General features: G+C 59.4%; 27 protein-coding genes. 5 read left to right on the top strand and 22 right to left on the bottom strand.

Annotation, left to right across the window (positions count from 1 at the left end):
- Positions 1-18: 18 nt before the first annotated feature.
- The 5 genes from AC1RTQ_RS01385 to AC1RTQ_RS01365 form a co-directional block, all read right to left on the bottom strand.
- Positions 19-2,067, bottom strand: a complete 2,049-nt coding sequence (locus tag AC1RTQ_RS01385; protein ID WP_492873816.1) for a replication endonuclease — start codon at positions 2,065-2,067, stop codon at positions 19-21.
- Between the two features lie 2 nt (positions 2,068-2,069).
- Entirely contained in the window at positions 2,070-2,504 is a 435-nt protein-coding gene (locus AC1RTQ_RS01380) for a hypothetical protein (protein WP_492873815.1), read from the bottom strand.
- Positions 2,505-2,517: 13 nt separating this feature from the next.
- Complete coding sequence (locus AC1RTQ_RS01375) at positions 2,518-2,703, bottom strand: hypothetical protein (protein ID WP_492873813.1); 186 nt, start codon at positions 2,701-2,703, stop codon at positions 2,518-2,520.
- Positions 2,704-2,794: 91 nt separating this feature from the next.
- A complete protein-coding gene (locus AC1RTQ_RS01370) occupies positions 2,795-3,370 on the bottom strand; it encodes an Ogr/Delta-like zinc finger protein (RefSeq protein WP_492873812.1) in 576 nt (191 codons plus the stop codon).
- Positions 3,363-3,821: a hypothetical protein gene (locus tag AC1RTQ_RS01365; RefSeq protein WP_492873810.1), complete on the bottom strand. Its 459-nt coding sequence runs from the start codon at positions 3,819-3,821 to the stop codon at positions 3,363-3,365. The genes AC1RTQ_RS01370 and AC1RTQ_RS01365 overlap by 8 nt, the downstream gene beginning before the upstream one ends.
- Before the next feature lie 69 nt (positions 3,822-3,890).
- Between AC1RTQ_RS01365 and AC1RTQ_RS01360 the strand changes: the two genes are divergently transcribed.
- From AC1RTQ_RS01360 to AC1RTQ_RS01340, 5 genes are all read left to right on the top strand, one after another.
- The gene (locus tag AC1RTQ_RS01360; protein WP_492873808.1) at positions 3,891-4,238 is read left to right on the top strand and encodes a helix-turn-helix domain-containing protein; all 348 of its coding nucleotides are present in this window, start codon (positions 3,891-3,893) and stop codon (positions 4,236-4,238) included.
- Positions 4,239-4,302: 64 nt separating this feature from the next.
- Positions 4,303-4,836, top strand: coding sequence for a hypothetical protein (locus AC1RTQ_RS01355; protein WP_492873806.1), 534 nt, complete (start codon positions 4,303-4,305; stop codon positions 4,834-4,836).
- A 12-nt stretch (positions 4,837-4,848) separates the two neighbouring features.
- Complete coding sequence (locus tag AC1RTQ_RS01350) at positions 4,849-5,196, top strand: YdcA family protein (protein ID WP_492873804.1); 348 nt, start codon at positions 4,849-4,851, stop codon at positions 5,194-5,196.
- 304 nt (positions 5,197-5,500) lie between these two features.
- On the top strand, positions 5,501-6,040 hold the full coding sequence (locus tag AC1RTQ_RS01345; RefSeq protein WP_492873803.1) for a hypothetical protein: 540 nt from the start codon (positions 5,501-5,503) through the stop codon (positions 6,038-6,040).
- A 46-nt stretch (positions 6,041-6,086) separates the two neighbouring features.
- On the top strand, positions 6,087-7,016 hold the full coding sequence (locus AC1RTQ_RS01340) for a DUF6216 family protein (RefSeq protein ID WP_492873801.1): 930 nt from the start codon (positions 6,087-6,089) through the stop codon (positions 7,014-7,016).
- Between the two features lie 5 nt (positions 7,017-7,021).
- On the opposite strand, the gene AC1RTQ_RS01335 is transcribed toward AC1RTQ_RS01340, so the two are convergent.
- The 17 genes from AC1RTQ_RS01335 to AC1RTQ_RS01255 form a co-directional block, all read right to left on the bottom strand.
- Entirely contained in the window at positions 7,022-8,173 is a 1,152-nt protein-coding gene (locus AC1RTQ_RS01335) for a contractile injection system protein, VgrG/Pvc8 family (protein WP_492873800.1), read from the bottom strand.
- Positions 8,174-8,182: 9 nt separating this feature from the next.
- On the bottom strand, positions 8,183-8,632 hold the full coding sequence (locus tag AC1RTQ_RS01330) for a phage tail protein (protein WP_492873799.1): 450 nt from the start codon (positions 8,630-8,632) through the stop codon (positions 8,183-8,185).
- A gap of 5 nt (positions 8,633-8,637) precedes the next feature.
- Positions 8,638-12,414, bottom strand: a complete 3,777-nt coding sequence (locus AC1RTQ_RS01325) for a phage tail tape measure protein (protein WP_492873797.1) — start codon at positions 12,412-12,414, stop codon at positions 8,638-8,640.
- Positions 12,415-12,456: 42 nt separating this feature from the next.
- A complete protein-coding gene (locus AC1RTQ_RS01320) occupies positions 12,457-12,627 on the bottom strand; it encodes a hypothetical protein (protein WP_492873795.1) in 171 nt (56 codons plus the stop codon).
- 10 nt (positions 12,628-12,637) lie between these two features.
- Positions 12,638-12,757: a GpE family phage tail protein gene (locus tag AC1RTQ_RS01315; RefSeq protein WP_149354373.1), complete on the bottom strand. Its 120-nt coding sequence runs from the start codon at positions 12,755-12,757 to the stop codon at positions 12,638-12,640.
- Between the two features lie 8 nt (positions 12,758-12,765).
- A complete protein-coding gene (locus tag AC1RTQ_RS01310) occupies positions 12,766-13,107 on the bottom strand; it encodes a phage tail assembly protein (protein WP_280009666.1) in 342 nt (113 codons plus the stop codon).
- A gap of 41 nt (positions 13,108-13,148) precedes the next feature.
- The gene (locus tag AC1RTQ_RS01305) at positions 13,149-13,658 is read right to left on the bottom strand and encodes a phage major tail tube protein (protein ID WP_492873793.1); all 510 of its coding nucleotides are present in this window, start codon (positions 13,656-13,658) and stop codon (positions 13,149-13,151) included.
- A gap of 26 nt (positions 13,659-13,684) precedes the next feature.
- The gene (locus tag AC1RTQ_RS01300; RefSeq protein ID WP_492873791.1) at positions 13,685-14,893 is read right to left on the bottom strand and encodes a phage tail sheath subtilisin-like domain-containing protein; all 1,209 of its coding nucleotides are present in this window, start codon (positions 14,891-14,893) and stop codon (positions 13,685-13,687) included.
- A 42-nt stretch (positions 14,894-14,935) separates the two neighbouring features.
- The gene (locus AC1RTQ_RS01295) at positions 14,936-15,217 is read right to left on the bottom strand and encodes a hypothetical protein (protein ID WP_492873790.1); all 282 of its coding nucleotides are present in this window, start codon (positions 15,215-15,217) and stop codon (positions 14,936-14,938) included.
- A gap of 123 nt (positions 15,218-15,340) precedes the next feature.
- Positions 15,341-15,826: a hypothetical protein gene (locus AC1RTQ_RS01290; protein WP_492873788.1), complete on the bottom strand. Its 486-nt coding sequence runs from the start codon at positions 15,824-15,826 to the stop codon at positions 15,341-15,343.
- Between the two features lie 7 nt (positions 15,827-15,833).
- Positions 15,834-19,514: a tail fiber protein gene (locus AC1RTQ_RS01285; RefSeq protein WP_492873786.1), complete on the bottom strand. Its 3,681-nt coding sequence runs from the start codon at positions 19,512-19,514 to the stop codon at positions 15,834-15,836.
- A gap of 26 nt (positions 19,515-19,540) precedes the next feature.
- A complete protein-coding gene (locus AC1RTQ_RS01280; protein ID WP_492873784.1) occupies positions 19,541-20,089 on the bottom strand; it encodes a phage tail protein I in 549 nt (182 codons plus the stop codon).
- Entirely contained in the window at positions 20,082-20,999 is a 918-nt protein-coding gene (locus tag AC1RTQ_RS01275) for a baseplate assembly protein (RefSeq protein ID WP_492873782.1), read from the bottom strand. The genes AC1RTQ_RS01280 and AC1RTQ_RS01275 overlap by 8 nt, the downstream gene beginning before the upstream one ends.
- Positions 20,996-21,346, bottom strand: a complete 351-nt coding sequence (locus AC1RTQ_RS01270) for a GPW/gp25 family protein (protein WP_492873780.1) — start codon at positions 21,344-21,346, stop codon at positions 20,996-20,998. Before AC1RTQ_RS01270 ends, AC1RTQ_RS01275 begins: the two co-directional genes overlap by 4 nt.
- Complete coding sequence (locus AC1RTQ_RS01265) at positions 21,343-22,014, bottom strand: phage baseplate assembly protein V (protein WP_492873779.1); 672 nt, start codon at positions 22,012-22,014, stop codon at positions 21,343-21,345. Before AC1RTQ_RS01265 ends, AC1RTQ_RS01270 begins: the two co-directional genes overlap by 4 nt.
- Before the next feature lie 453 nt (positions 22,015-22,467).
- Positions 22,468-22,740 carry a DUF3850 domain-containing protein gene (locus tag AC1RTQ_RS01260; RefSeq protein ID WP_492873778.1) on the bottom strand — a complete coding sequence of 91 codons (273 nt, stop codon included), beginning with the start codon at positions 22,738-22,740 and terminating at the stop codon, positions 22,468-22,470.
- The gene (locus AC1RTQ_RS01255; RefSeq protein WP_492873776.1) at positions 22,737-24,911 is read right to left on the bottom strand and encodes an NAD(P)-binding protein; all 2,175 of its coding nucleotides are present in this window, start codon (positions 24,909-24,911) and stop codon (positions 22,737-22,739) included. Before AC1RTQ_RS01255 ends, AC1RTQ_RS01260 begins: the two co-directional genes overlap by 4 nt.
- Position 24,912: the final 1 nt, after the last annotated feature.

The following is a 24,912-nucleotide window of genomic DNA, read 5'->3' as shown; positions in this document are numbered from 1 at the left end:
GAGTCCTCCTGTGATGGATCAATGGGTGGTTTGGAAGAAATGGGCCGCTTGCTGGAAGCGTTGGGCCATCGTTTTGGGCTGGTACAGGACCGAATCGGGGCTGTCGGGACTTGTCCAGTCCTCTGCCTCGTGGTTGCCGCGGCCAAAAAGCTTGCGCCAGGTGTCGCCGTTTAGGCGCTGCGTACAGTTATTGAAACCAGTCCAAGCGCGCGGCAGAGCCGCGCGTGCATCGCCTAATGCCAGCGTCTTGCCGCTGTCGGAGTCGGTGCATTTCTCGGGGTCGAATGCTTCGGTGGCTGCATGGATGCTGCGCCATGCAATACGGCGTGAAATGAGCCAGCGGCCTTGCAGGGTCTGCAGGCCCACCACACGGCCGGTCTTGATGATTTCGCCGTATTGATTGACGGAGCCAGCCAGCGGCTTGAGCGACTTTTCAGGATTGGCTTTTAGCTCTGCAGCTGCCTGCTCATAGTTGCGGATCGGGCGGCGCGTAATGCGCAGATACCAGTTCCTGCGGCCAACGCAGTGCCCGCCCATCGCCTCCATGAATAGGCGCCAGTCGGCTTTGATGTCTTCGCCGTGCTTGTGACATGCACCCCAGGCCTTCCAAGTGGTCTTGTCGCCGTCCAGGCGCAGCGCATCGATCTGGTCTTTCCCGACTCGGCGCAGCTCTCGCCAGACGCAGACGCTGGGCATTCCGATGGCTTGAAACTGCCGAATTCCCCAGCAAGCGGCCCAGGCGTCCACACGGCAATGCCCTGGCATTTCATTCTGTGCCACATCCCAGAGCTGGCCTTGCACAACGTCCAGATGATCGGCAAGAGCCGCATGGCCCACGCTCTTGGCGATGTACTTAGCCACGTAGCCAGCAGCACCGCCGCCGATCATGCGTTTGATGTTGACGCGATTCTTGGCTGCACCGCGTTCGTCGCCGTCTTCACTCAGCCACCATCTACGGATAGCTGCCTCAATGATCTGGGCATGGGCCTCACACTCGGCCCACACCAGGGCATGCCAGTGCGGTGTGGCATCGTGATGCGGCTCCGCCACGCGGATGCCGTACATCTTCACATTCACCTTTTTTCGGCCCAGATAGGCACGAACACGCTGCCACATCTTGCGCAGCCACTGCTGGGCGTCGCGTGGTGTGCTCACCCCGTCATAGTTTTTGTTCGGGCGCGGCCTGCCGCCAGCACCCAGCGTGACGGGGTGAAAGCGACTTGGAACTGTCAGAGTGAGGAAAAGGCCCACATGGTTGCGGGCATCGGCATACTCTTCTGCGCCACGAATGCGCGTCATCAGCTCGCCGCCACGAATGACGGGGTTGGACGGAGACAAGGCAGACAGCTCCGCCAGTGTGAATATCTGACCTGCCTCGTTCTTGAACAGGCTTTGCTTGAGAGCGTTCTGATTGCGCTCGATCTGCCCCAGACGGCTGCGCACCGTGGCGTCACTGGCATAGCCGCCGTTCATACGGTTGACCAGCCCAAGGCGCACAGCACCCGCCTCCACTGTGCGGGCGACATGCTTGCGCAGCATGCGCCGCCACCAAGACTCATCCATGCCACGCTTGATGGCAGGCTCGCCCACCAAGGGGGCTGACTCTTGCAAGCCCAACATGCGGAGCATCAGCCGCAGCATGTCAACTCGGCCCGCCACATCCATCTGGATTTCTTCTGACTGAGCGCCCGAGTCCATCTCACCAACGCCGTGGGCCAGTCGTTTGGCCATCTGGCAGATTTCCCAATCACTCAGGTTCCATTCACCAGCGCGCCCATACTTGGCCGCAAATTCATCAATGGCCTGCAAAGCGTCATAGCTGGCTTCCCATTCCATGGGAGCAAGCGCGCCCTCCGTGGACTCCGCTTTGCCCAATCCAAGCAATCGGATCGGCTGGCTCCACTGTGGTGGGAGCGATTTTTCCAATGCCGTAAAGGCGCGCTCAACCATGCCGCGATGCCACTTGAGCCGATTCCACGGCCGCAGTGCCTCGGCACGGCGTTCCGCCTTCAGTTTCTCGGCTTCCTGTGCATCAATGGCTGGGTGTTTGGGCGCGCGTGAGGTCATGCTCATGTCCTCGTTCGCAATGCGCTGATGTGCTGGACTGCTGCATGCAGGCCGCGCAATTCAGACTTCACCGCCTGACGTTCGGGCGGCGTGAACTCTTGCCATGCGCGCGTGGCCACGATGCCGAGCTGCTCATAGTCATCAGCTTGAAAGCCGCTGATGAGCAGCAAGAGCGCGCGATATTTCTCTGGCAAGGCATGCCATTCACGGCTCTCAACGTCGCTGAATCTGCCTTTGGTCACGTCCTTGACCATTTCGTCCTGTACCTTGCGCAGGCGCTTGCGGCATGCTTCCGGGGTCAGGTCGCGGTATTCCTCCCGCAGGATTGGCGCAGGGGCAGGGTGCAGCACTGCCGGCGCATTCATTCGCGCAGGCGCCAGTGAGGGGCTGGCCTTGGCCAGTGCCTCCACAAACTGCTGAATCGAGATGTGGCCCAAGTCCATAGACGCCTCAGGCAGACAGGCGCACGGCGCTCAGAAATAGCGGGTCGCCGTAATTCCGTTCGACGAATGACTGCGCCAATGCACGATTGAGCGAGGTAATCACAAACACGCGCGCCACACCTTGGCCGTCAACATGGCGCACCCGGTAACGGTTGCTGCTTGCTCTTATGCAGAGTGCTTGAAGTGCTGACATGGTGTTTCTCCAGTTTTTTGGGCGTGAAAAGGGCCGCAGGGCCAGCAAACTGGCTCTGTCAGCGGTGTGGAAAGGGGAAGCGGTTAGGGCGCTAAGTGCGCGGCGGGTCGGGCGGTATGCCTGCGAACAGGTCGCCCGTTACCGGCTCGGTGTGCTCGGGCACATGGTCTGCAGAGCGCGCAACATCCATCTGGGTACGTACCAAGTCACGGCGCACATGGGTGGATATGGGCAGGTTCACTGCCGGGTCAGGGGTGGCGCTGGGGGAGATCGTGTAGTGAATCTCCATGACTGCCTTGAACGTATGGCCGCACTCGTAGTTGGTGCAGCAATAGATGAAAGTGCGAGTCAACGCGCTGGTTTCAAAGCTGGTGCGCGAGTTGCAAGGCGACTTGCAATGCGGGCAGCGCAGGCGCGTTCTGTCGCGCGGGATGCTCTTGGGCTTGGGGTCAAGAACAAGCGGCGGCTGCTTCTTGGTGGGTGCCACGGCCTGACCGTTCGCAGTGTTACAGCCTTGCCCGGTTTGTCCCACAGCTTGAGACTCCACCACGCCCATGCTGACCTTACGCACGCCTACGCCCAGGGCAGCCTGCGCAAAACTACGATGCGCCTGCAGACCGGGCTCTGCATTGAAAGGATCGTTTTCGACCATGGGCACCTCACTCATAGCTGACAGCACCCACTGTGGGCGTGGCCACAGCGCGCTGCTGTATGCGTTGGCGGTAGATCGGCATGCCCATGCGAAACACGGCCCGCGCAAAGTTGCCGGGGCGGCGCGATTCGTTACGGGCCATTTCTTCCACATCGGCCTGCTCGGCAGGTGGCAGGCGCATGGCAATCGGCTTTTCATTGACCAGACCACTGGCGGCCTGCCAGCGGCTGCGGGCCGGCTGGGCCACATCGGCCTGCAGTGTCAGAAAGCCTTGCTCGCGGTACACGGCCAGACCTAGCAAGTAGACCATGCGCGCAAAGTTGCCCGCAGGGCGGTCCTCTGCGCGGGCCAATTGCAGCACTTCGTCCAGCTCTTGCTGGCCCAGGCGAATGGCAATGGGCTTGTCCACAGAGGCCACAGTAAGAGCGGCATGCGTGGATGTCTGCAGGTTGGCGGTGGCGGTCATGTACGATGAGAACTGAGATTTACAACGTAACAGCATCTTCGCTCACAAAAGTGAGCATGTCAATACATCATGGATGAATTTTGTGAGCCTATAGGCGAGCGAATCAAAGAAGAGCGCTTCCGTCTAGCTATGCCACAGCTTGCATTTGCAGAGGCATGCAATGTGTCGAGAGGTGCCTTGCTCAAATGGGAGAAGGGCGAAGCCACACCGAATGCCAGCGTTTTGGCACTGATGGCCGGTCTTGGCGTTGATGTGCTCTATGTGGTCACGGGACAGAGGGCCAATGCATCGGAAACAACGCTTGCGCCCGCTGAGCGTGAACTGCTGCAAGCGTGGCGTAACAGCACCTCCGAAGGCCGTGCTGCCCTGGAAGCTGTTGCGAAGCTCGCTTTTTCGTCAGAACAGAAAGAGAAATAGGTAAGAACCGACTTTCGGGCTGACGGTCCAGAGAGACTGCGGCTCACTAAAGAGGGGGAGTGCAATGCTGGTTTTAGAGAACGCCCGTTCAACGCGGCGAGGTCTTTTCACAGCCTTGGTCGCTGCTGCATTGGGATTGCTCGCAGGTTGCGCGCCGCACGACGGCAGCAGCACCGTCGAGGCAACCCAACAAGCGCCGCGTGCAGCTCAGCTGGATGAGGCGGGAATGATCGCCGCTGTTGGCCGCCCTGTGGTCAGCGAAACCCGCCTTAATGATGGCAAGGGCTATAGCTTCCTGACCGACAAGTGCGGCAAGAGCGTGTGCGGGCCGGATTTCGGCCTTGAATTCCGCCGCGGTCGTGTGAATGTGTATTGGGAGTTTTTCAGGGACGACGACGGCGAGACCTTTGAAGCAAAGAACGCCGAAAACCTGCAGTTGGCCGCTCAGGTGTTGACCTATGCGCTTGGCGAAGACTCCGCACGTCAGTTGCTGGAAAGCGCCAAGAACGGCGACCCCGTGCGCGACGGCAAGTTTGCTGGCAAGCGCGTTGGGCTGTCCACCGGCCCCACCTCAACGCTAGTGCAGATTTTTCTCTAAATAGGCGACGCTATGTTTGCGCGCTTATTCAGGGCTACCTGCGCTTGTCTTGTATTGGCTACGACCGTTGCCCAGGCGAATGCTGCCAACTATCCATGCTCAGGCCGTAAGGGCGGTGTATCGCATTGCCAGGGTGAGCTGTTTATCTGCAATGACGGCTCCGTTAGCGGCTCTAAACGCAACTGCAGCGCAGAGATGGGCGGCGGTGCCAGCCGCGCGCTGGGGCTGACGTCGCAGCCTAAGCCCACCCAATCCGCCGGCGGTGATTGCAGTTGCCGTAGCGGAAGTATTTGCACCGGGCCACGCGGTGGGCAGTATTGCTATTCGGATTCGGGGCGCAAGAGTTATGTGCGGCGATGAGGCTTAGATGAGCACTCGCCTTTTTAGTAGATTTTTCAACGCAGACCACGTCTAGAGAGGGACATATGGTTGATATTCGTAGAAATCCCCCCCCACCACCTCCCCCGCCACCTCCTCCGCCACCACCACCGGCGCCCAATGTGAACAACGATGGTGGGCGAATCGAACGAAATCATGATGTTCAGCGCAACATCGCTCCACCACCTCCGCCTAGACGATGAGGTAGCGCTCGCTATGGGTGTACCTGCAGCAAGTACGCAAGCATTGATTTGGCTTGTATTTACTGTGTTGTGAACATGGAGTCATGAACAATAAATCAATTACCCCCGCTGCAGTCGTGCATCCAAGCCCCACCGATCCCACTCCATTCGAGCGGGATCGATGGGATATTTTGCATTGGGCCAAAGTCACTTTTCGATATCACAAAAAACGGGAGTGGTTTTTTAACTTCTGTGATCTAAGCACGCAGTTTGTCTGCACTTTGGCGGGCTTGGCATTATTCGCTAAGTTTTTCGCCGAGGTATGGGTGGCAGGGGCAGTGGTCGCAGTACTGTCGATACTGGCCTTGCTGGTGCGTTACGGCGATTGTAAGCTGCGCCATATTGAGCTGGCCAAGCGGGCGCAGCAATTGATTGGTGAAATTGAAAAGCTGCCTATTGCTGATGTGGCATCGCAGAATATTGCACATTGGTCGCAAGTACGTAGCCAAATTAATAGCGATGAGCCTCCGTGTATCAAAACGCTTGTGGCTTTGTGCGAATGGGAACAGTGCGTTGAGGATGGCTGGCCTGACCACGCGCCAAAACTAAGTGCCTTCCAAAAAATACATAAACATTTTTGGTGATTATATTTTATTCCTGTCGGGTTATAAAATAAATTAAGAGACGATAATGGAATCGATACCGGTTAATGCAATTAATAAAATAGTTGAGCAATATGGAATTATTGCTGCATTAGTTGTAATTTTATCTTTTGCATCTTTGATATTTTATTCGGTGTGTAAGGCTGGATCCTCCTATTTTCTAGTTGATCGCTTATGGAGGTTATCTGGCGGATCTGATAAATTTATCAACAAAGAAATGTCCAGCCAGTGGGAGCGTGTTTCTGACTTGGAAATATATGCCTTTAAAACAAATTTGAAGATACGAAGCTTTGACGATTTTTCAGGTTTAAAGAAATGGATTGATTTCAATAAAATTCCTGAGCGAGAGTTTTTTAAAATTTCAAGATTCTTTTGTATGGAAAGCATGAGTTTTCCATATAAAAATTTTAATGCAATAAGCTGGTTATCAATCGTTGCAATCGTAGGATCTGTTTTTATAAATATGTTCCTGACGTCGTACTATCAATATAATAGTAAAGCTGCTTATCTAACTGTACGGAAAACGGAACTTGAGTTCAAATATTATAAAGATAAAGCGATAACTCACGGAATTACTTTTAATAAGACGGTGTGTGAGAATAAGGGTAATATTAAGGCAGTATTTCCTAAAGAAATTACTTTGTATGATAGGGCTGTCATATGTGATTTAATTAAGTATGATAAAGATTATAAATATCTATTATCTACAATAAATATGCAAAAAGCCTTTTCTGCTATTCTTATATTTTTTGCTTTGTGCTTATTCTTTTATTTTTCATTATTTGCGATAAGGAATAGTATTCTTCAAAACTTTATCTATAAATATATATTGTCAGGGGCGGCTACTCCAGCAGATGTAAGAAAAGAGAATAAAATTTGGCAGAAGTATTCAAGTACGACAAAAGCAATTAATGATTTGAAATTCGAGTTGCTAAAGTTAAATAAATTATCCAAGTAATTCCTTTAGCTTGGATCTGCCTCATCCCCTCCATCAACCCCTTCACTCTGCTGAGTCTCCAGCGTTAGCTGGCTGATGTAGCCGCTGTTGCTCAGGCTGTGGCGCACAGCGGTGACCATCCACACGGTTTCATCGATCTGCTTTTTCCAGCCGCTGACGATCACCGGCCGCTGGGGCATGACATCGGCACGGCCATAGGCCAGGGTGATGTCAAAGGAGTAGATGCCGCGCTGAATGCGCAGCCATTCGGCACGGGCGGCGGCCAAGGCGTCCGCCTCATTGGCATAGGTCTGGCGCAAGGTCTTGGCCCGGCCGCTGATGCCTGCCACTACGCTGGAGCGGGTGCCGCGCTTGATGTTGTTGTAGAAGGCTTTGACGCCGCTATACGAGTCACGGTCTGAGCGCGCCCAGCGGTGCTGGTCGCCTGCATCGCGGGTGATGGTGACGGGCGGCAGCTCTTTACCGCTGGGTGTGCGGGCCTTGCGTGCCTGGCTAAACAGCAGCGTGCCGTTTTTGATGTTGCACAGGCAATCCATCTGCTTTCCCAGACGGCGCAGAAAGGAGGCATCGGACTCCTGCGCTTGATCGGCGTGGCCAATCTTGCGCGCGGCAATCTCCTTATCAATGCTGACCTTGAGTTTGTTCTGCGCACCAATGCTTTGCACGATGGTGCCCACGGTGGTCTTGTGCCAGCTGCGGTCCTTGAGGGTGCGCAGCTCGTCCAGCATATTGGCCGCACGGCCGCGCAGGGTGATAGTGTCCGGGGCTCCGCTGTATTCCACGGCCTGGATGGTGTAGCTGCCCTTATCTACCAGCCCCAGGGGAAAGCCGCCCATTTCGTCTGCCGTTGGCGCCCGGTAGGGGCCGCTGCCAGGACTGAGCTGCCAGCCTATGGCCACGGTCATGGGGTCGCCGGTTTCGGGAAGCTCCACGGCGCCGTCATGGTCGCTGATGACGATTTCCACCTCATCGGCTTCCCCGTCGCGGTTGTCGGTGATGTTGAGGCTGACCAGACGCGGTGCGAAGCGGTCAGAAACATCCTGGCCCTTGACCGTCACGCGCCAGATGGGCGTGAGCTGCAGGAACAGGCGGCGGTTACTGCTGCCTGTGGTGCTGGCCGTGGGCAGGGTGGCGCGGATGTCGGAAATATCGCTCATGGCCTGCCCTTAACTCATGCTCACGGCGTCGGATGTTTCCAAGTCGCCCATTTCATCGGAGTAGCCGCCGTCACCCTCATCGTCCTGGTCGATGCGGCGTAGGGTCAGGCTGAATTCAATCTTGCGGGCCGTGCCGTCCACCTCAAAGAAGGTTTTGGTTTCCTGCATTTCGGTGATGACATAGGCGCCGTAGATGGTGCCGCTGCCCTCCACCAGTGCCCAGGCCAAGCCGGTGTTACCCATGCGGCGCAACTCGTCCAGGCTGGCGGGCTTGCCCTTGAACTCGGGGACCATGCTGCCGCTCAGGGTGATGATGTCCTCGCCATAGCCCAGGTATTGCGAGGTATCGCGCCCGCCCACAATGCTCTGGGTGGGGTGCTTCCAAGAGGTACGGCGCTGCAGCTCTTGATACGAAAGGGTATCGAGGCTGAAAACAAAGAGGCCGAGACACATTTGCATGGCGATCAATTCCAATCTGTAAAGCTGCTTTGCAGGCGTGCGGCCTTGGCGCGCTCGCGCTGCTCGATCACTCGCTCCACCTCCCTGCCTATAGCCTGCAGGTCCATGCCGGGGGCGGCGTGAATCTGGATGGTGATGGTGTCGCCATGGATCACGGGGGCAGGGCGCGCAGCTGCGGGTGCAGGGGCAGCCAGCACCGGGCGGCGATCAATCTGCACGGGGTCGGCCATGGCGGGCATTGTTGGCAGTTGCTGCGCAGAAATGGCCTGCATTTGCTTCATGACGGGCTGCAGCTGCACGGCCTGAGCAGGTACAGGCGGCAGCTTCTGCAGCGCTGGCAGCATCGGCTTTGCGGCGGGCGGCAGCGCCTGGTCCGCAGCGGCCTGCAGTTGCACGACATGAGCAGGCACAGGCGGCAGCTTTTGCAGCATGGGCAGCAGCGGCTGCGCGGCGGGTGGCAGAGCCTGTGCCACAGCGGGCTGCAGCTGCACGACCTGGGCAGGCACGGGCGGCAATGCCTGCAGCTGCACTACCTGGGCGGGCACAGGCGGCAGCGCCTGCAGTGTGGGCAGCAGCGGCTGCGCAGCGGGTGGCAGCGCTGGTGCGGCAGTGGTCTGCAGCTGTACGACCTGGGCGGGCACGGGCGGCAACGTCTGCAGATCGGGCAGCAGTGGTTGTGCGGCGGGTGGCAGCGCCGGGGCCACAGCAGTCTGCAGCTGCACGGCCTGGGCAGGCACGGGCGGCAGCTTCTGCAGCGTGGGCAGCAGCGGCTGCTCAGCGGGTGGCAGTGCCGCGGCCGCAGTGGGCCGCAGCTGTACGGCCTGGGCGGGCACGGGCGGCAGCTTCCGCAGCGTGGGCAGCAGTGGCTGTGCGGCGGGTGGCAGCGCTGGGGCGGCAGCGGTCTGCAACTGCACGACTTGGGCGGGCATATCGACCTGCGGCACGGGCATTATGGGCGCGGCCATGGTTGGAGCGGCCAGCGTGACCCCTGTTGCCATGGCCATGGCCGCAGCAGACTTGCGCACCATGCCCAAGGTGCGGTCAATACCAATGGCTGCACCTTCGCCCACGTTGACGCCTGCCGCCATGAAAACGCGGCTAGGGCTGTGAATGCCCAGCTTTTCCTTGAACCAGCCAATAGCCGAATCTGCAGCACCGCCCACTGCATCGCGCACCATGGCCAGCTTGCTGGTGATGCCGTTGACCAGCCCCTGGATGATGTTGGCTCCGAACTCGCTGAATTTGGTGGGCAGCTCAAGGCCAAAGTAGCTCATGACGCCAGCAAAGGCCTGATAGAACAGACCCAGCGGGCTCCAATTGACGATGGCCGTGCTGATGGTTTGCAGCACTGCAGGGAAAGAGCCGCCCAGCTGCTGCCAGACCGTGCTGGCGGTACTGACCATTGCGGCCCACATCTGGCCAAGCATGGATGCAATGCCACTCCACACGGCAGAGGCCGTGTCTTTGATGCCTTGCCACATGCCAGAGAAGAAGCTCGGCAGACCCGCCCAGATGGACTGCGCCGTGCTGACTGAGCTGGACCACAGGCCGGAAAGACTGGCTTTGATGGATGTCCAGGCCGCCGCGGCTTGAGTCTTGACGTTGCCCCAGACCCCGGAGAAGAAGCCAGAAATGGCGCTCCAGTTTTTATAGATCAGGTAGGCCGCGCCTGCGATGGCCGCGATGGCCAGCACAAACCAGCCCACAGGCGTGGTCAGGAGTGCCACGCCCAGCTTGACGATGACGCCCATGGTTGCACGCAAGGCCACCATGAGGCCAGAGAACAGGGCGCCGGTGAGCTTGCTCACCCAACCCGTCAGCGCACTGATGCCCGCGCTCAGCATAGGCACCTTGATGCCGATCATGCCGAACAGAAAGCGCATCAGCATGAACTTGCCTGCGATCAAGGCCAATGGAATCAGCAGAGTGCCCAGCACGACCATCAGGCCGGCCAGCACGGCCATGGTGCGAGCAATGCCGGCAGTCAAGGCTGGGTGTTGCTTGATCCAGCCGCCCACGCTGCTGGTGATGTCGCCAATAGCCTTAATCACATCCTTGGCGTCGTCCTTGATGGTGTCGCCAATGTCTGCCATGACATTGGTGAACCCGCCCTGGGCGGCTTCCATGACGTTGCTCAGCGTGCCTAGCTGCTCATTGACGCGCTGCTGCAGGCTGGCCTGGGCGTCCATCTTGGCCACGGTTTCCTTGTAGCCTTCGTAGCCCTTGGCCATGAAGTTGCGCAGCACCTGCAGATTCTGGGCATCCGTACCGAACAGCTCCGACAGCACTTCATTCTTGAGAATGTCGTTTTCACCCAGAGCCTTGAGCTTGTCCAGCTGAGCGAACAGGTTTTCGATGCCCGCAAACTTCCCCTGCTTGTCTGCAAATTTCAGTTTGATGCCCCGCTTGGCCAACATGTCGTTGGTCTTTTTGAGCTTCTTGCTGTCGAGTCCAGCGGCGAACACTTTGTCGATGGCGTTGCCAGCGCTGCCGCCGTCCGTCATGCCTGCCTGATTCATCATCACCAGCAAGGGGGAAAGCGTCTTGTAGGCTTCCTGCCCCTTTTGCCGAATCAAGGACATGGCTCCCGCCATCTTGGTGATGCCAGCCAACTGGTAATTCTGGTCGGCCCCGAGGTAGGCATTCTTTTGCAGTACATCCATCAGGCCGAGCATTTCGCCCTCGGTGGCCTGGGTGGCGTCCTGCATCTTGGCAGCAAATGCAGCCGCCCCTGTGACGGGCATTTTCAGCTGGACACCCAGCAGGGCAGCGGCTTCGCCCGTACCGCCCAGGATGGCCTGCGCAGAGATGCCTTCCTTGCGCAGCACAGTCATCATCTCGATGAAGTCAGCGGTTGTACCGGGCAGGCGGTCCCCCAGGCGCTTGGCCAGGGCATCGATCTGCGCGAACTCGGCCTGGACGCTGCCATCCGATTGCATCATGGCCGCCCGCAGCTGGGTCGATGCATCTTCCTGTTGGGAGAACGCGCCCAGCGTGGCCTGCACCGGCTTGGCCAGGGTGCGGCCCTCGGCCACCATGCCCACGCCCAGACCAACGGCCATGCCTGCGTGCATCATTGACTTGGCGTGATTCGCCTTGAGCGCGGCCAGCTTGTCCTGCTGGGCCTTGAGCCCCGCAAGCGCTTGCTTCTGGCGGTCCATAGCAGCAGTGGCGGCCTCGATCTGGACTTTCTGATTGCGGGACTGCTGACCCAGGCGTTCGGTGCTGATGCCTGCGCGCTCCAGCCGCTGCTGGTAGCCCTGCAACCGTTCCTTGCCGTTGTCGATCTTGCCGCTGAGCTGGGCAATGCCCGCCTCAGTGGTCTTGATCTGGGTGCGGTATTTGCTCAGCGTGGAGTTGGAGCGCTCATAGGCAGTCTGACTGCTGAGCAGCCGGATGCGGGCCATCTCCAGCTGGCGGCTGAATTCGGGGGTAGCGGTGGCGCCGTCCTGCAGCGCCTTGGTGAGCTTGCTGTGAGACTCGCGCGCGGTCTTGAGCGATGCGGTAATGTTCTTGTGCCGCTCGCGGTGCTCCACAAGGCTGGCATTGCTGCCGGCCAGCTTGGTCTGCAGGTCTTGCAGGTCGCGTTGCTGGCCACGCAGTTGAACGCGGGTCTTGCGCAGGCCATCAATGTCTTGCTGGGCTTTTTCGAGGTCGCGCAACTGGTCGCGGGTGGACTTGAGCGCGGCGGCGGCATCCTTGCTGCCGGACTGAATGCCGCGCAGCGGCGCAAGCACTCTATCGCGCAGCTCCAGAATGAGCCGCAGGCGGGTGTCAGACATGGGCACCCCCTTGCGCCAGGGCGCGGGAGTGCAGGGGGGCGGCTAGTCTTTTTCGGCCAGCAGGCGCTCGATTTCGCGGGCCTGGGCGCGGTCGTCCTTGGCGCTGGTGTGCGCCCAAAGGCCAGTGGCAGCCATGATGGGCGCCAGGGCAAAGCCCAGCACGACCAGGGCGGCCAGTGCAAACAGCGCAATGAGGAAGAGGTCGGCAAACATGGCCCATATATTACACACCCTGATGTTGGGCGCGAATGCGGGCTCGTTCACGCCATTCCATGAGGTCGGCCAGCGTCATGTCCTCCACGTCCGCCGGCCGCCAATGAAAGACCATGGCCAAGTCGGCCATGGCGTCCTCTACGCTGTCAGGTATTCCGCGCGGATACTCTTGCGGGCGAAAAAACTAGCCACCTTCATGCTCAGCTCGGCAAGGTCGGCCGGGTCGAGCTGGGCCACCTCATGCTGCAGCAGGGTGGGGGTGGTGATACGTGGCAGCAGCATCTGCACAGAGCCCACATCCAGATTGAGCAGCTCGCCCAGCTTGATGCCACGCAGTTGGCCGGCCAGTGGCTTGCGCAGGGTGATGGCCGTGACTTCGGTGTCGCCGCGCTTGATGGGGTAGTCCAGTGTGACAACTTCCACGCCTTCGACCACGGGAGTGGCGCCTGCGCTCAGGTCCTTGGTTTCGTTTTCGTTCATGGTGATGTGCTCTCAGAAAAAGGGAATTGCAGGGCGCTCGATCACATACCGATAGCGCGGCGGATTTTGGAAAGAACGTCCTGGCCATCGACGTTGAAGACTAGGCCGGGCATGTCGATCTCGATCACATCGCGGCCGTCCACGGTCAGCTTGTAGTAACTGACGCTGATGGTGTGGGTGTGCTCGGTGTCGTCGCCCGCCTTGGCGTCGCCGGGGTCGATTTCGCGGACGCGGCCGCTGACCAGAATTTCCACGGCCGTGACCACGGCAGTGCCGTCGTCTTCATAGGCGCCCGCAAAGCGCCACTGATTGGCGTTGTGGGTCTTGCCACCGAATGCGCGGTAGCCGTCCAGCAGAAAGCCGCCAGCCTTAAAAGCCAGCTCCAGCTTTTCCAGGCCGAGGTCCACCTCGATGGGGCCATGCATGCCGCCGCCGCGCCACTCTTCGACTTTGCGGGTGAGCTTGGGCACGGTCACGCTGTCGATCTGGGCGCGCCACACGTTGCCGTCGCCAAAGAGGTTGAAGTTTTTGAGTTTGGAAGGCAGTGCCATTGATTGGTGCTCCTATGGTTTCAGGCTCAGGCCTGGATGGCAGCCGCGAACTCGGCCAGGAAGTCGTCCGTAATGGATTGCTCAAAGATGAGGTTTTCCAGCGGCGGCACGGGCGTGTAGCGGTAGCTGATGAGCAGGCGGCCGGCTGCAAGGTCTTCCTTGCTGTTGCGGTCGGGGTCAAAGTAGGCCTCGGCGCCGATCAGGTAGCCACCGCCCACGAGTTCGCGGAAGCGGCTATTGATGTAGCCCAGCATGTCGCGCACAAGGCTGGGGTGCATGGGCTTGTCCACGAACACAAAATGCGCGTCGGCAATCGTGTCCGCCAGAACTTGGGCCGTGCGGGTGTAGTTTTCAAAAGAGAACTTGCCGCCTTTCTCTTCGCAGGTACGCGAGCCCCAGAAGCGGTAGCCGCTGCGGCGGATGATTGTGGTGACTTCCAGGGCATTGAGGTATCCCGCATCGCTGGCCGGGTTCTGCAGGTCGAAGAACACGGGCACGGTGATGCCCTCGGGGCCGTTGATGACGGCATTGCTGATGTTCTTGTGCCAGCCCACTTCCTGGTCCAGCTTGGCGCGCAGACCCAGGGCATAGGCGGGCGCGGCAAGGGTGACGGCAGCGCCTGTGCCCTCGGCGCCGCCTGTGCTGTCCCAGGCCATGAAGTTGGGCCACAACACCATGACTTCACGCTGGCCGAATTCCTCGCGGTAGGTGGTGGCCTCTTCCTTGGTCTTGGCATAGCCGCCCGTGGCATCGCGCGCCGCCACATAGGTGAAGGCGCGCAGGGACTGCGCAGCGCTGGCCAGGGCATTGGCCACGGCCTTGGTGTCCAGCTCGGGGGCACCGATGATGCGGGGCTTCACGCCCAGCTCGGATTCCGCCGCCAGCAGTGCCTGGATGCCTGTGCGCTGGCCGGTGGCGGTCACGGTGCCGATGACGTTGGTGGTAGTGGCTGCAATGTCGGCGCCTTCTTCCACACGCACCACGATGGTCAGGGCGCGCGATTGGCCGCTGATGGCCGTCAGCGCTTTGGCCAGGGTGCCGCCCTTGCCAGCCTTGCCAATGCCGCCTGCCGGGTTGGTGAGCAGCACAGGGGTGTTGATGGGGAATGCTTCGTCATCGGCATCCGGGGCCGTGGCCACCAGACCGATGACGGCAGTGGATACAACGCGGATAGCCGCGCCTGCGCCCGTAGTCTCGATGACACGGACGCCATGGTGATATTCAGTTGCAGCCATGTGGCTTCCTTTGAATGAGGGGATGGAAGGGAGTGATGGCGCTCAGGCCGCCGCAGAGTCGGCAGCGGTGGCTTGACCCTTGCCGCGCTTGGGCTTGGTCTTGTCCTGGTCTTCGGCGGCGGCTTGATCGGTGCTCGCGCTGGCAGGCTGTTCAACAGCCTCTGCGCCTTGGGTATTGGCCTGGACTTGCACCTGGGCCTGCAGCTCATTGAGCAGAGGGGCCACTTGCTTGAAAGGACGATCAGCCACGCAATCGAGGATGAAATGGGCGGCTTCTTGCGTGACGGTCAGCGTCACGATATTGGGATTTGTCGATTGAGACATGGGCTTTGCATAGGGGGTGGGTTGCTGGTCCCCTATGGTTGCGCCGGGTGCCCGAATGAGCCAGCGCGGCCCGTTGTGGCGGTGACTTGCACGTAACTGGCCCGCACCCTGGGCCTGATTTCGCTACACCGCCACGCTTTTAGCGTAGGTAAACATCTCGTCTAGGTCAGCTTCCGAGAGCTGCAGCAGTTGGGCCATGGTTTGCATGGCCGGGCTGCCTCGTTCCCAGGTCGTGGCGCGCTGGTATCCGATTTTTACGGTGTAGCGCTGCACCTCGTCCGGGATGCTGGCGATTTTTGCCAGCACATCGTCCTCTGTAATGCGCTTGATGGCAAAGAGTGCAACCAGACCCTGCGCAGGCGTGCAAGTTGTGGGCGCCGCCTTGGGCTGCTCTGGAGTTGTCGGCGTGGTTTCGGGCTTGACGATTTCCCAGCCTGTGGCCACACGCCGCACCCGCTCGCCTTCGCCCGGCTTAAACGTTGGCGGCGCATCCTCATATGCGTTGCGCGGGATGTGGAAGACGCCCGGCTCCTCCGGGCTTTCGTCCGCTGTGGTGATGCCTACAAACCATCCATCGTCATTGCACTGAAAAACAATCTTTTCTTTCATATCTGCCTCACAGGTACTTAATCAGGCCCATAAAAGCCACGTTTCGCGGGCGCGTTTCAGATCCATAGCGTCCCTCGGATGCAAGTCCGCTGGCGTATGGCCATGTACGTGCGGGTTCTGGCGGGTTATCCGCTGGATTAGCGTTTGAGCCTCCAGCGGTGTAAATCCAAAGATCATCCCGAATGCCCCATCCCGTACCGTCTGGACCCGCTGGCGAGCTGGTTGGCAGGTTGTGCTGGTGGGTTTGCACAGTGTCCACCTGGGCAGACCCGAGAACACGGCTCGCATCAATTCCGCGTCCGTCATCCCAGAAGCGTGGGAACTCACCACGGGTTTCAGGCACGTTGAATGTGGTCGATCCATCGCCCGCCCCGAATTGCGTGCCAATCACCGCGAACAGTTTTGCGTATGCTGTGCGGCTGACTGCTGCGCCGTTGGTTTTCAGGCACCCCGCAGGCACGGTAGAACCGGCATACATGAAGATCGACCCGGTGGGCATGTGGTCGCTGATCGTGTCCACAAGACCCTTGGGGGTCACGGAGCGAGTGGTATCAGTACCCGCCTTTGCCTCAGCTACTGTTGCCAGCTCGCTTACACCGCTTACGGTTTCAGTCGCTGCCGCCAGCGCATGCGTGTGGCTGGTGGTCGTGACTGCATTGGCTGTTGTGCCGCTCAGTGTGGCGGGCGTGCCCAATGTCAGCGTGCGGTCTGCCGTGAGGTTTCCGCCGCCCGTCAGACCATTGCCTGCCACGATGTTGCGCGCAGCCAGGGCGCCGTCCGTGATGCCGTAGCCCGCCAGCGTGGTGGGCTTGCCGGTAACGCTGCCCCAGGCCGGGGTGACGGTCACGGTGCCTGCCGCCGTCAGACGCCCCTGGGCATCGACGGTGAAGGTGGGCGCCGCAGTGGCGCTGCCGTAGCTGCCGGCTGTCACTGTCGTGTTGGCCAGGGCAATGGTGCGGTCTGCGGTGAGGTTGCCGCCACCACTCAGACCCGTGCCCGTGTTGATGGCGCGGGCGGCCAGGGCGCCGTCCGTGATGCCGTAGCCTGCCAAGGTGGTGGGCTTGCCGGTGACGCTGCCCCAGGCCGGGGTGACGGTCACGGTGCCAGCCGCCGTCAGCCGCCCCTGGGCATCGACGGTGAAGGTGGGTGCCGCCGTGGCGCTGCCGTAGCTGCCCGCCGTCACTGCCGTGTTGGCCAGGGCAATGGTGCGGTCTGCGGTGAGGTTGCCGCCACCACTCAGACCCGTGCCTGCAGTGATGGTGCGGGCGGCCAGGGCGCCGTCCGTGATGCCGTAGCCCGCCAAGGTGGTGGGCTTACCGGTGACGCTCGCCCAGGCCGGGGTGACGGTCACGCTGCCGGCAGCCGTCAAGCGCCCCTGGGCATCGACGGTGAAGGTGGACATAGCCGTGGCGCTGCCGTAGCTGCCTGCCGCCACTGTGGTGTTGGCCAGCGCAATGGTGCGATTGACCGAGAGGTCGCCGCCGCCTGTCAGACCCGTGCCTGTGGCGATGGTGCGCTCATCGGTCAGGCTCTTGCGCCATGCACTCCAGCCCGTGTTGTAGCGCGAGCGGGTCCACTGGTCGCCGTTGTTGTAGTGGGTATAGGTTTGGGTGCTGATGGATGCGCCGTCCCCGATGACCAGCAGCGTGCCAGCGGCAGCCACCGGGTAATTGGCGCCGCCCGTGGCGTTGGCATTGGTGCTTTGCGTGTAGATGCCTCGGGCCGTCACCGTATTGAGGTCCACACCGTTGCCCAGGGCCGATGCCATGGTGACGAAAGCGCCGTCACCCAGGTCTGCCACGCTCAGGTTGACCTGATGGGTGTGGCTGGTAGCCGTGGCCGCATTGGTGGTGGCACCCGTCAGCGTGCTGGGGGTTCCCAGGGTTAGCGTGCGGTCTGCCGTGAGGTTGCCGCCGCCCGTCAGACCATTGCCCGCCACGATGTTGCGTGCAGCCAGGGCACCGTCCGTAATGCCGTAGCCCGCCAGCGTGGTGGGCTTGCCGGTGATGCTGCCCCAGGCCGGGGTGACGGTCACGGTGCCGGCCGCCGTCAGCCGCCCCTGGGCATCGACGGTGAAGGTGGGCGCCGCCGTGGCGTTGCCGTAGCTGCCCGCCGTCACTGCTGTGTTGGCCAGGGTAATGGTGCGGTTCGCGGTCAGATTGCCGCCGCCCGTCAGGCCTGTGCCTGCCGTAATGGTGCGAGCGGCTAGAGCCGCATCCGTGATGCCGTAGCCCGCCAGCGTGGTGGGCTTGCCGGTGACACTGCCCCAGGCCGGGGTGACGGTGACGCTACCGGCAGCCGTCAGCCGCCCCTGGGCATCGACGGTGAAGGTGGGCGCTGTCGTAGCGCTACCGTAGCTGCCCGCCGCCACTGCCGTGTTGGCCAGGGCAATGGTGCGATTGTCCGAGAGGTCGCCGCCGCCCGTCAGGCCGGTGCCTGTGGCTATGGTGCGCTCATCTGTCAGGCTCTTGCGCCATACGCTCCAGTTCGCGTTCAGGCGGGAACGTGTCCATTGGCTGCCGTTGTAGTAGTGGGTATAGGTTTGCGTGCTGATGGATGCACCGTCCCCAATGACCAGCAGGGTGCCAGCCTCTGGCGCGGGGTAATTGCTGCCGCCTACGGCGTTGGCATTGGCGCTTTGCGTGTAGATGCCTCGGGCTGTCACCGTATTGAGGTCCACACCGTTGCCCAGGGCCGATGCCATGGTGACGGCAGCGCCGTCGCCCAAGTCCGCCACGTTCAGGCTGACCAGATGGGTGTGACTGGTGGCCGTGGCTGCATTGGTAGTGGCACCCGTCAGCGTGCTGGGGGTTCCCAGGGTCAGCGTGCGGTCTGCCGTGAGGTTGCCGCCGCCCGTCAGACCATTGCCTGCCACGATGTTGCGCGCAGCCAGGGCGCCGTCCGTGATGCCGTAACCCGCCAGCGTGGAGGGCTTGCCGGTAACGCTGCCCCAGGCCGGGGTGACGGTCACGGTGCCTGCCGCCGTCAGCCGCCCCTGGGCATCGACGGTGAAGGTGGGCGCCGCAGTGGCGCTGCCGTAGCTGCCGGCTGTCACTGCCGTGTTGGCCAGGGTGATGGTGCGATTGGCGGCAAGGCTGCCACCGCCCGTAAGGCCCACGCCTGCCGTGATGACCGTGGCAGCCAAGGCCCGCGCGTTGAACAGTGTCTTGACGCTGGCCGCCGTGAGAGCGCGCACGGCATCTGCCAGCCCGTTGGCCTCGGCTTCGGTGGCTAGCTCCACCACGCCCTGGCGGTCAGTGGTCGCCGGCGGGTTGATGAAATTGGTTTCCCCGAACTGCAGGGTGCTGATGTTGACGGAGCCGTCCAGCACGCGCAGATCGGTGGACAGCAGGAAGATGGACGCGGCCGACTTTTCGAGAATCACGGCCGCCTGGCTGTAGGTGCCCAGCAGCACGCCGTTATCGAGGTACAGGCCCAGGCCGCGCACGGTATAGGTCTGGTTGCCATCGTCGCGGATGGTGACGTGGATGGTGTCCTTTGCCACCACATCCCCGGCAATTGTGGTGATGCGCTTGATTTCGTTGGGGATGGTGGTTAGCGCTTCGGTGGGCGTGAAGGCGGTGGCAGTCACGCCGACGCTGACCAAGGTGCGCGCCAAGGTCCCATTCTTGGCGGCGTTCACAAGCGCCTGCCGCCCTGCGGTGGTGAGTTTGAAGATGATGGCCATAGGGTGCGGTTGAGGTTGCCTTGGGGTCAGCCCACATCCATGTCAAGCCGCGTGTATGCCACCGGCCTGCCCACACATGCGAGCTGGATAGATGCCTGGGCGTTGAGCCCCTGGATGAAGGTGAAATGGGAGCGCAGCGGCTTGACGCGCGAGACTTCGGCCATAACGTCCTGCACGAATGCGGCGCTGGCCTGCTCGCCGTCCTGGCCGGTCATGGTGAATACCAGTTCAAAGGTATGCGGCGTGCCTTTGGGCGCGGTCTGCCACCATTCGCGGATGCTGATGGCGCCGCCGAAGCTGGCCACGGTGTCGCGCACGCTCTTGAGGGTGCCGCGTTGCCGCTGGACCTGAATGGCATTGCGGACCAGAGCCCGTTTGATGGCCTCGGGCCACTCGCTGCGCCATGCCTCCACACCCATGGCCCAGGCGAGCCAGGGCAGAAACTCCAGAGGGCATGTGTCGGGGTTCCACAGGGCGCGGTGCGGCTGGTCGATGGCATCAAGGTGCTTGACCATGACCGACTCGGCCGCTCGGTCCAGCGGCGTGGCGTTGGGTGGGAGCAGGGAATCAGCCAACGATGCCCCCGTGCGTCACGTTGATGGCGGTACACCAGCTGGCCTGCGTTTCGCCCACAACCACATCCGCGGTCGGGCTGGTCAGCTCCACACGGTCCACGCCCTCGATGTGCAGGGCGGCATAGATGCCGGACAGGGTGGGGCGCCGGCCGATGCGGTGCATTGATTCGGCATAGGCCGCCACGCGCTGCTGAGCGGTGGTCAGTACGCTGGACGAGTCCGGCCCCGGCAAGGTGTAAATCTTGGCGGCAATCTGGTAGTTGACGATGGTGGCCGCCTGGACGATCACCTCATCCGTGAGCGGGCGGATGTCGTCCGCATTGACTGCGGCCGACACGGCATTGAGCAGGGCTTGACTCGGCACGCCGCTACCCACACGGGAGAGCACAGAAACCACGACACGGCCCGGCGTGGGGCTGGTGGCCGCCGCGTCCAAGACTTGACCGTCTGCGGTCTTGGCATGGAAGACATAAGCCCCCACAGGCCCGGCCACACTGTAGCCGCGCGGGGCCAACTGGATGCGGGCGCGGAATGTGTCGTCATCCTCATAGACGGCCGCCACGGGCGGAATGGCCGCAGGCTGGGCGGGGACGATGACAAGGCGCACGACGCCAAAGATGGCGGCAAGCTGGTCCAGGTCGCTGCCGCGCGAATAGGCCAGCATGACGGCGTGCGCGCTGTCGTTTCTGTCGCTGTGCTCGATCACTAGCTGCATTGCCAGGCGCTCCAGCCATTTGGTCAATGGCTCGGACTCCAGGGCCAGGGTGTCGCTGACGGCAGAGCGGGCCTCGGCGGGCATGGCCGCCACGAGGTCAGCCTTGAGCGCAGAAAGAATGGTTTCAAACACCGGCACCACCACCACGGCAGGCGCCGGCAGCTTGCTCATGTCAATGATTTGGGCATTGCTCATGTGCTGGCACCTTGGGCGGGTTGGATGGTCACGGCTTGGCTGCGTGTGGACGCTTGCCCACGATCCTGGCGCTCCAGTTGCAGCACGGCCCGGCCGCTGGCGTCAAAGCCGAGAAATGCACGGCGCAGGCGCGTGCGGGGCTCGTGTTTCATGATGGCCTGCGCTGTGGCCGCTTGCAGCCGCAGGATGTTGGCGGGCGTCATTGGCTGGTCGATGAGCTGCGGGATGAAGCTGCCATAGCCCCGGCGCATGACGCGCGAGCCGATGGGCGTGGTGAGAATGTCCGTGATGGACTGGCTGATGTGCGCCGCGTAGTCGATGCTGCGGCCGGTGTTGACGTTCATCATGCTGCGCCCCCGATAGGCGCGCTGGTGTTGCCACTGCCCGGATACACCCCGCCATGGGGGTGGGTGCGCAGGCTTACGCCGTCGGCAATCACATCCTGGGTCGTGCGCAGCGTGCCCTGGATTTCGGCCGCACCGTTGGCGCCCTCGGCGGTCCCACTGCCGCGCATGCCGCCCTGATAAGTCAAAGAGCCTTTGACGAGACAGTGGCCGGTCATGGTGACTTGTGGGCTGTCGATGGTGACGCTATCCGGTGCCACTAGCTTGGCCGTACCGCCACCGGGCAGCGCGGCCACGAGAGCATGGGCCGCGTGGTCGTACTCGATCACGGCGCCGTCCGGGTATTTGGTGATGGTCTTATTGGGGTCGCTGCTGGGCGCTGGCTTGCCGGTGCTGTTGAGCCCGACGATGACCACGGCCGCGCCCAGGTCGCCGCTGGGGGACAGCACGGTGGCTTGTTCGCCCACAGTGGGCGGGTTCCATGTGGTGGTGCCGCCTGCACGGGCCTCGTGATAGGGGCGCCAGTCCGTGACCAGCTCGCCCAGGGAGACACGCACAAGCGCAGGTTTGCCAGAGCCGCCGTGGTCCACGGAATGGATGGTCCCCACGCGGATCATGTTGTGCAGCAAGCGCTGCATATCGCCAATGGCGAGGGCCGGATCAGAATTCATGCGCCGACTGTGCCTACCCGAGCGCGCGAGCGCGAGCGTAGGGTGGTGTGGTCGCGATGAAGACGCACGTCTAAATCAGTTCATGATTTGAGAAAGAACATAAGGGTGAGGGATTGATACCTACCCGCACTACTTTCAAGATGAACGTCCTCAATTCTTTTGAACTGGTGCTATTTACCCGATGCTTCCGTTCGTATGTTTTTACGTCAAATCTATGCTGAATTGGTTGTGACTACGGTGCGGTATCGTTGGTCCAAAACAGCATTGTCTTATTTGGATGTGCTACAGAAATCGACGGCTGCATTACAAATATCTGCAATGGATTTTTAATAGAAAAAATACTTCATTTTTCAGTCATAATTTGAAATACATGAATTTCCATTAGAGGAGGAAGCTTCTAATTTTGGGCTAATTGGCTGTTCGAAAAAACACAATCCGGTGAACAGAGCCTTCTTAAGATTTCAATCTCTTGATGCTAAGGATGCAAAAGTCGACGTGAAGTGCCTCTTCGGAAACTGCACAGGGTTCATTAGCAGAGGTCAATGAAGTAATCATCACGAGACATGATCTTCCTGTAAATTCTCCACTGCGAGGTTCAAACTCCTTAAGATGTAGATGATCACCTACATGGTAGCCTCGATCATCGCGTCGCAGTTCGTGAGTTCGTTCCCCAGATGCAATTGGGTTGAAGAATTTAGGCCAACTTTTAACAATATGGGTTTTCATGGCGCAAACGAAGCCTGTATAGGCGAGAAATCAGAGTAATCAAAATTTAGCTGTAGCGGACTCTGCAGTTGAGGAGGTTCGAAATCTTCAACTAAACTAATGACTCCTTTAACGGAATCTGGTAGACGTTTAGGTGAATTAATCGCATTGGCGAGTTCTGCTAAAGGGACGTTCTTCACTCTGTCGACAGGGGAAATCGCTAACCGAGCAAGCGCTTTAATAAATGAGTTAGTCATACTAACAACGTTATTTAATATCTTGTCATCAACAAAAAAATCTTTATCGGTACTATCAATGTAAAGCACTCCAAAAACAGGAGATGGTAGTGTATAAGCCAATTTATCTTCAGGCTCCAGAAGAGGAATGGCAAGTACAAAGCTCACTTCTTTCGACATTTTTCGAGACGCTTCTTTAAGTCGAACCTTTCCCATAGCGGTGTTTAATCTTGCTGCAGAGACCCCTTTAACAGATCTAACAATGCGGCGGCACGTATATGCTTGTCCAATCGTGCCATTAAGGGCAGGAAAGGTACGACCAGCGGCGCTTACTGTTCCCCGTGCATCAGTAGTCCCTTCATAGTCGCAAGCCTGCTGCAACAACTCTTCACCGTTGAAAACCATTGCACGATGTAGTGTCACCCGCAAGCGCTTGCTTGATGCATGGTTTGTCAGAAGCAAACCTGCAATAGCAGCACAGAATGCGGTTGCAAGCATTTCGGTCGGACCTGGCAAGTACTCACGTCTCCAATGGGAACGTTTGCTATCGTCGATTCGCTCAGTATTTTTGGTGGGGCCTGGATAGTCAAAATAGCCGCCCGGCCATCGCGCTTCATCTGTCTGTGAGAATGGATCCGGACGAGCGCCTCCGCGCCGCGTTTCGATTGCCTTATAGAGCCCTTCCGACAGCATATCTTTCAGAAGTGAGTCTCGAAGAGTTCCATGTCGCCTGATGATTCTGTTTTCGGATATTTGATGTTGGGAAACCAATATTTTTTCGGCTTGATTCGATGGAACAAAACCCCCGCACTTGTAAAGCAGAAATACCAATAGCTTGTTCTGAAATGAAATCCTGGATGTAGATGGATCGAACAGTTGCGATAGCTTGCGTACCTCAAGTCGAAGAATTACATCGGTGTCACGGCGTAGGCGTCGGCGCAATTTGTCTAGTGCTAAATAGAACTCTTCGCTTATTGTCGGTTCATACTCCATTTTTTCTAAATCAGAAAACAGCCCGGTTTTATGAGGGCTTTCTGCATAAACTTTATGAAGACGTTGGACGTATTCCAGTAGTTTCCCGTGTCCGGCAAATATTTCGTCAAGAATTCGATCTTGCCGATACTGAGAAATTCGCGCGCGTAATAAATCAATCATTGCGCCATCACCCTGACCTGAGACTAGGTAGGTGCGTCGCGGCTCGTCTAAGCTTGGTTGACCATGAGTTTCATTTCGCCAGTAAGATAGAACTCCATCCTTTTCTAACCCGAATCCCACAGTTAGAACGACAGCATCGAAGTTTTTCGAATTGCCAACACTAAGGCTCTCCAACCCTCCAAGCGTTGTTCCGTCTAACGGGCAGCGTTTTTCCCCGACCCACTCGATAGTCAAGCAGGTGTCATTTGTAGTCGATTCATGGATCTGTAGGTGCCGAGCATTGCAATAAAGCGTAATGCTATCGTCAGAAAATTCTTTACTTGTATTGCGCCATTGCGAAAGAACCTGAACTACCACATCTGATGCACGCGATGCAGTCCAGTTCAATACTGGGAGCATTGCCGCGATTGATTGACTTCCTGTTCGGGGCCAATCATATATCCGAGGATGAAGCCAGCGAGAGTCACTCCCTTGTTGAAGGGGTAATAAGGTGTCTCGCTGCTCGAATAATGTAATGTGCGCGTTAACATTTTTCTTGAGAAGCGCTGCAGCTAGCGTCAACCCTGCAAACCCCGCCCCAACGATAGCGATATTCTTCTTTATATCAGAAGCACTTTCGCCTGGTATAACTGCTTCTATCAATTCTGATTCCACTAGCGACCACGCCATATTTAAGGACCGTGTCTGCTGACTGAAGACGGTTACCCCTGTGTCGAATGTGCCTACCAAATAAAGGGATGTGCCTTCAACACGAAAAGTTTTAATCAGTTCCCCGCCTTTATGCTTGCTAGTGGTATTCAAG

The organism is Comamonas sp. GW821-FHT11H03 (genome assembly GCF_058807955.1).
The sequence above is the reverse complement of the archived record's forward strand: the minus strand, read 5'-3'. Positions and strand labels throughout refer to the sequence as shown.

Coding starts and splice junctions, on each gene's coding strand:
- AC1RTQ_RS01350 (WP_492873804.1), top strand. CDS start 4,849: ATGTTTGCGCGCTTATTCAGGGCTACCTGCGCTTGTCTTGTATTGGCT.
- AC1RTQ_RS01355 (WP_492873806.1), top strand. CDS start 4,303: ATGCTGGTTTTAGAGAACGCCCGTTCAACGCGGCGAGGTCTTTTCACA.
- AC1RTQ_RS01265 (WP_492873779.1), bottom strand. CDS start 22,014: ATGAATTCTGATCCGGCCCTCGCCATTGGCGATATGCAGCGCTTGCTG.
- AC1RTQ_RS01290 (WP_492873788.1), bottom strand. CDS start 15,826: ATGAAAGAAAAGATTGTTTTTCAGTGCAATGACGATGGATGGTTTGTA.
- AC1RTQ_RS01375 (WP_492873813.1), bottom strand. CDS start 2,703: ATGTCAGCACTTCAAGCACTCTGCATAAGAGCAAGCAGCAACCGTTAC.
- AC1RTQ_RS01335 (WP_492873800.1), bottom strand. CDS start 8,173: ATGAGCGATATTTCCGACATCCGCGCCACCCTGCCCACGGCCAGCACC.
- AC1RTQ_RS01320 (WP_492873795.1), bottom strand. CDS start 12,627: ATGTTTGCCGACCTCTTCCTCATTGCGCTGTTTGCACTGGCCGCCCTG.
- AC1RTQ_RS01275 (WP_492873782.1), bottom strand. CDS start 20,999: ATGAGCAATGCCCAAATCATTGACATGAGCAAGCTGCCGGCGCCTGCC.
- AC1RTQ_RS01305 (WP_492873793.1), bottom strand. CDS start 13,658: ATGGCACTGCCTTCCAAACTCAAAAACTTCAACCTCTTTGGCGACGGC.
- AC1RTQ_RS01360 (WP_492873808.1), top strand. CDS start 3,891: ATGGATGAATTTTGTGAGCCTATAGGCGAGCGAATCAAAGAAGAGCGC.
- AC1RTQ_RS01270 (WP_492873780.1), bottom strand. CDS start 21,346: ATGATGAACGTCAACACCGGCCGCAGCATCGACTACGCGGCGCACATC.
- AC1RTQ_RS01340 (WP_492873801.1), top strand. CDS start 6,087: ATGGAATCGATACCGGTTAATGCAATTAATAAAATAGTTGAGCAATAT.
- AC1RTQ_RS01385 (WP_492873816.1), bottom strand. CDS start 2,067: ATGACCTCACGCGCGCCCAAACACCCAGCCATTGATGCACAGGAAGCC.
- AC1RTQ_RS01310 (WP_280009666.1), bottom strand. CDS start 13,107: ATGAACGAAAACGAAACCAAGGACCTGAGCGCAGGCGCCACTCCCGTG.
- AC1RTQ_RS01295 (WP_492873790.1), bottom strand. CDS start 15,217: ATGTCTCAATCGACAAATCCCAATATCGTGACGCTGACCGTCACGCAA.
- AC1RTQ_RS01300 (WP_492873791.1), bottom strand. CDS start 14,893: ATGGCTGCAACTGAATATCACCATGGCGTCCGTGTCATCGAGACTACG.
- AC1RTQ_RS01260 (WP_492873778.1), bottom strand. CDS start 22,740: ATGAAAACCCATATTGTTAAAAGTTGGCCTAAATTCTTCAACCCAATT.
- AC1RTQ_RS01325 (WP_492873797.1), bottom strand. CDS start 12,414: ATGTCTGACACCCGCCTGCGGCTCATTCTGGAGCTGCGCGATAGAGTG.
- AC1RTQ_RS01365 (WP_492873810.1), bottom strand. CDS start 3,821: ATGACCGCCACCGCCAACCTGCAGACATCCACGCATGCCGCTCTTACT.
- AC1RTQ_RS01370 (WP_492873812.1), bottom strand. CDS start 3,370: ATGAGTGAGGTGCCCATGGTCGAAAACGATCCTTTCAATGCAGAGCCC.
- AC1RTQ_RS01330 (WP_492873799.1), bottom strand. CDS start 8,632: ATGCAAATGTGTCTCGGCCTCTTTGTTTTCAGCCTCGATACCCTTTCG.
- AC1RTQ_RS01315 (WP_149354373.1), bottom strand. CDS start 12,757: ATGGCCGACTTGGCCATGGTCTTTCATTGGCGGCCGGCGGACGTGGAG.
- AC1RTQ_RS01285 (WP_492873786.1), bottom strand. CDS start 19,514: ATGGCCATCATCTTCAAACTCACCACCGCAGGGCGGCAGGCGCTTGTG.
- AC1RTQ_RS01345 (WP_492873803.1), top strand. CDS start 5,501: ATGAACAATAAATCAATTACCCCCGCTGCAGTCGTGCATCCAAGCCCC.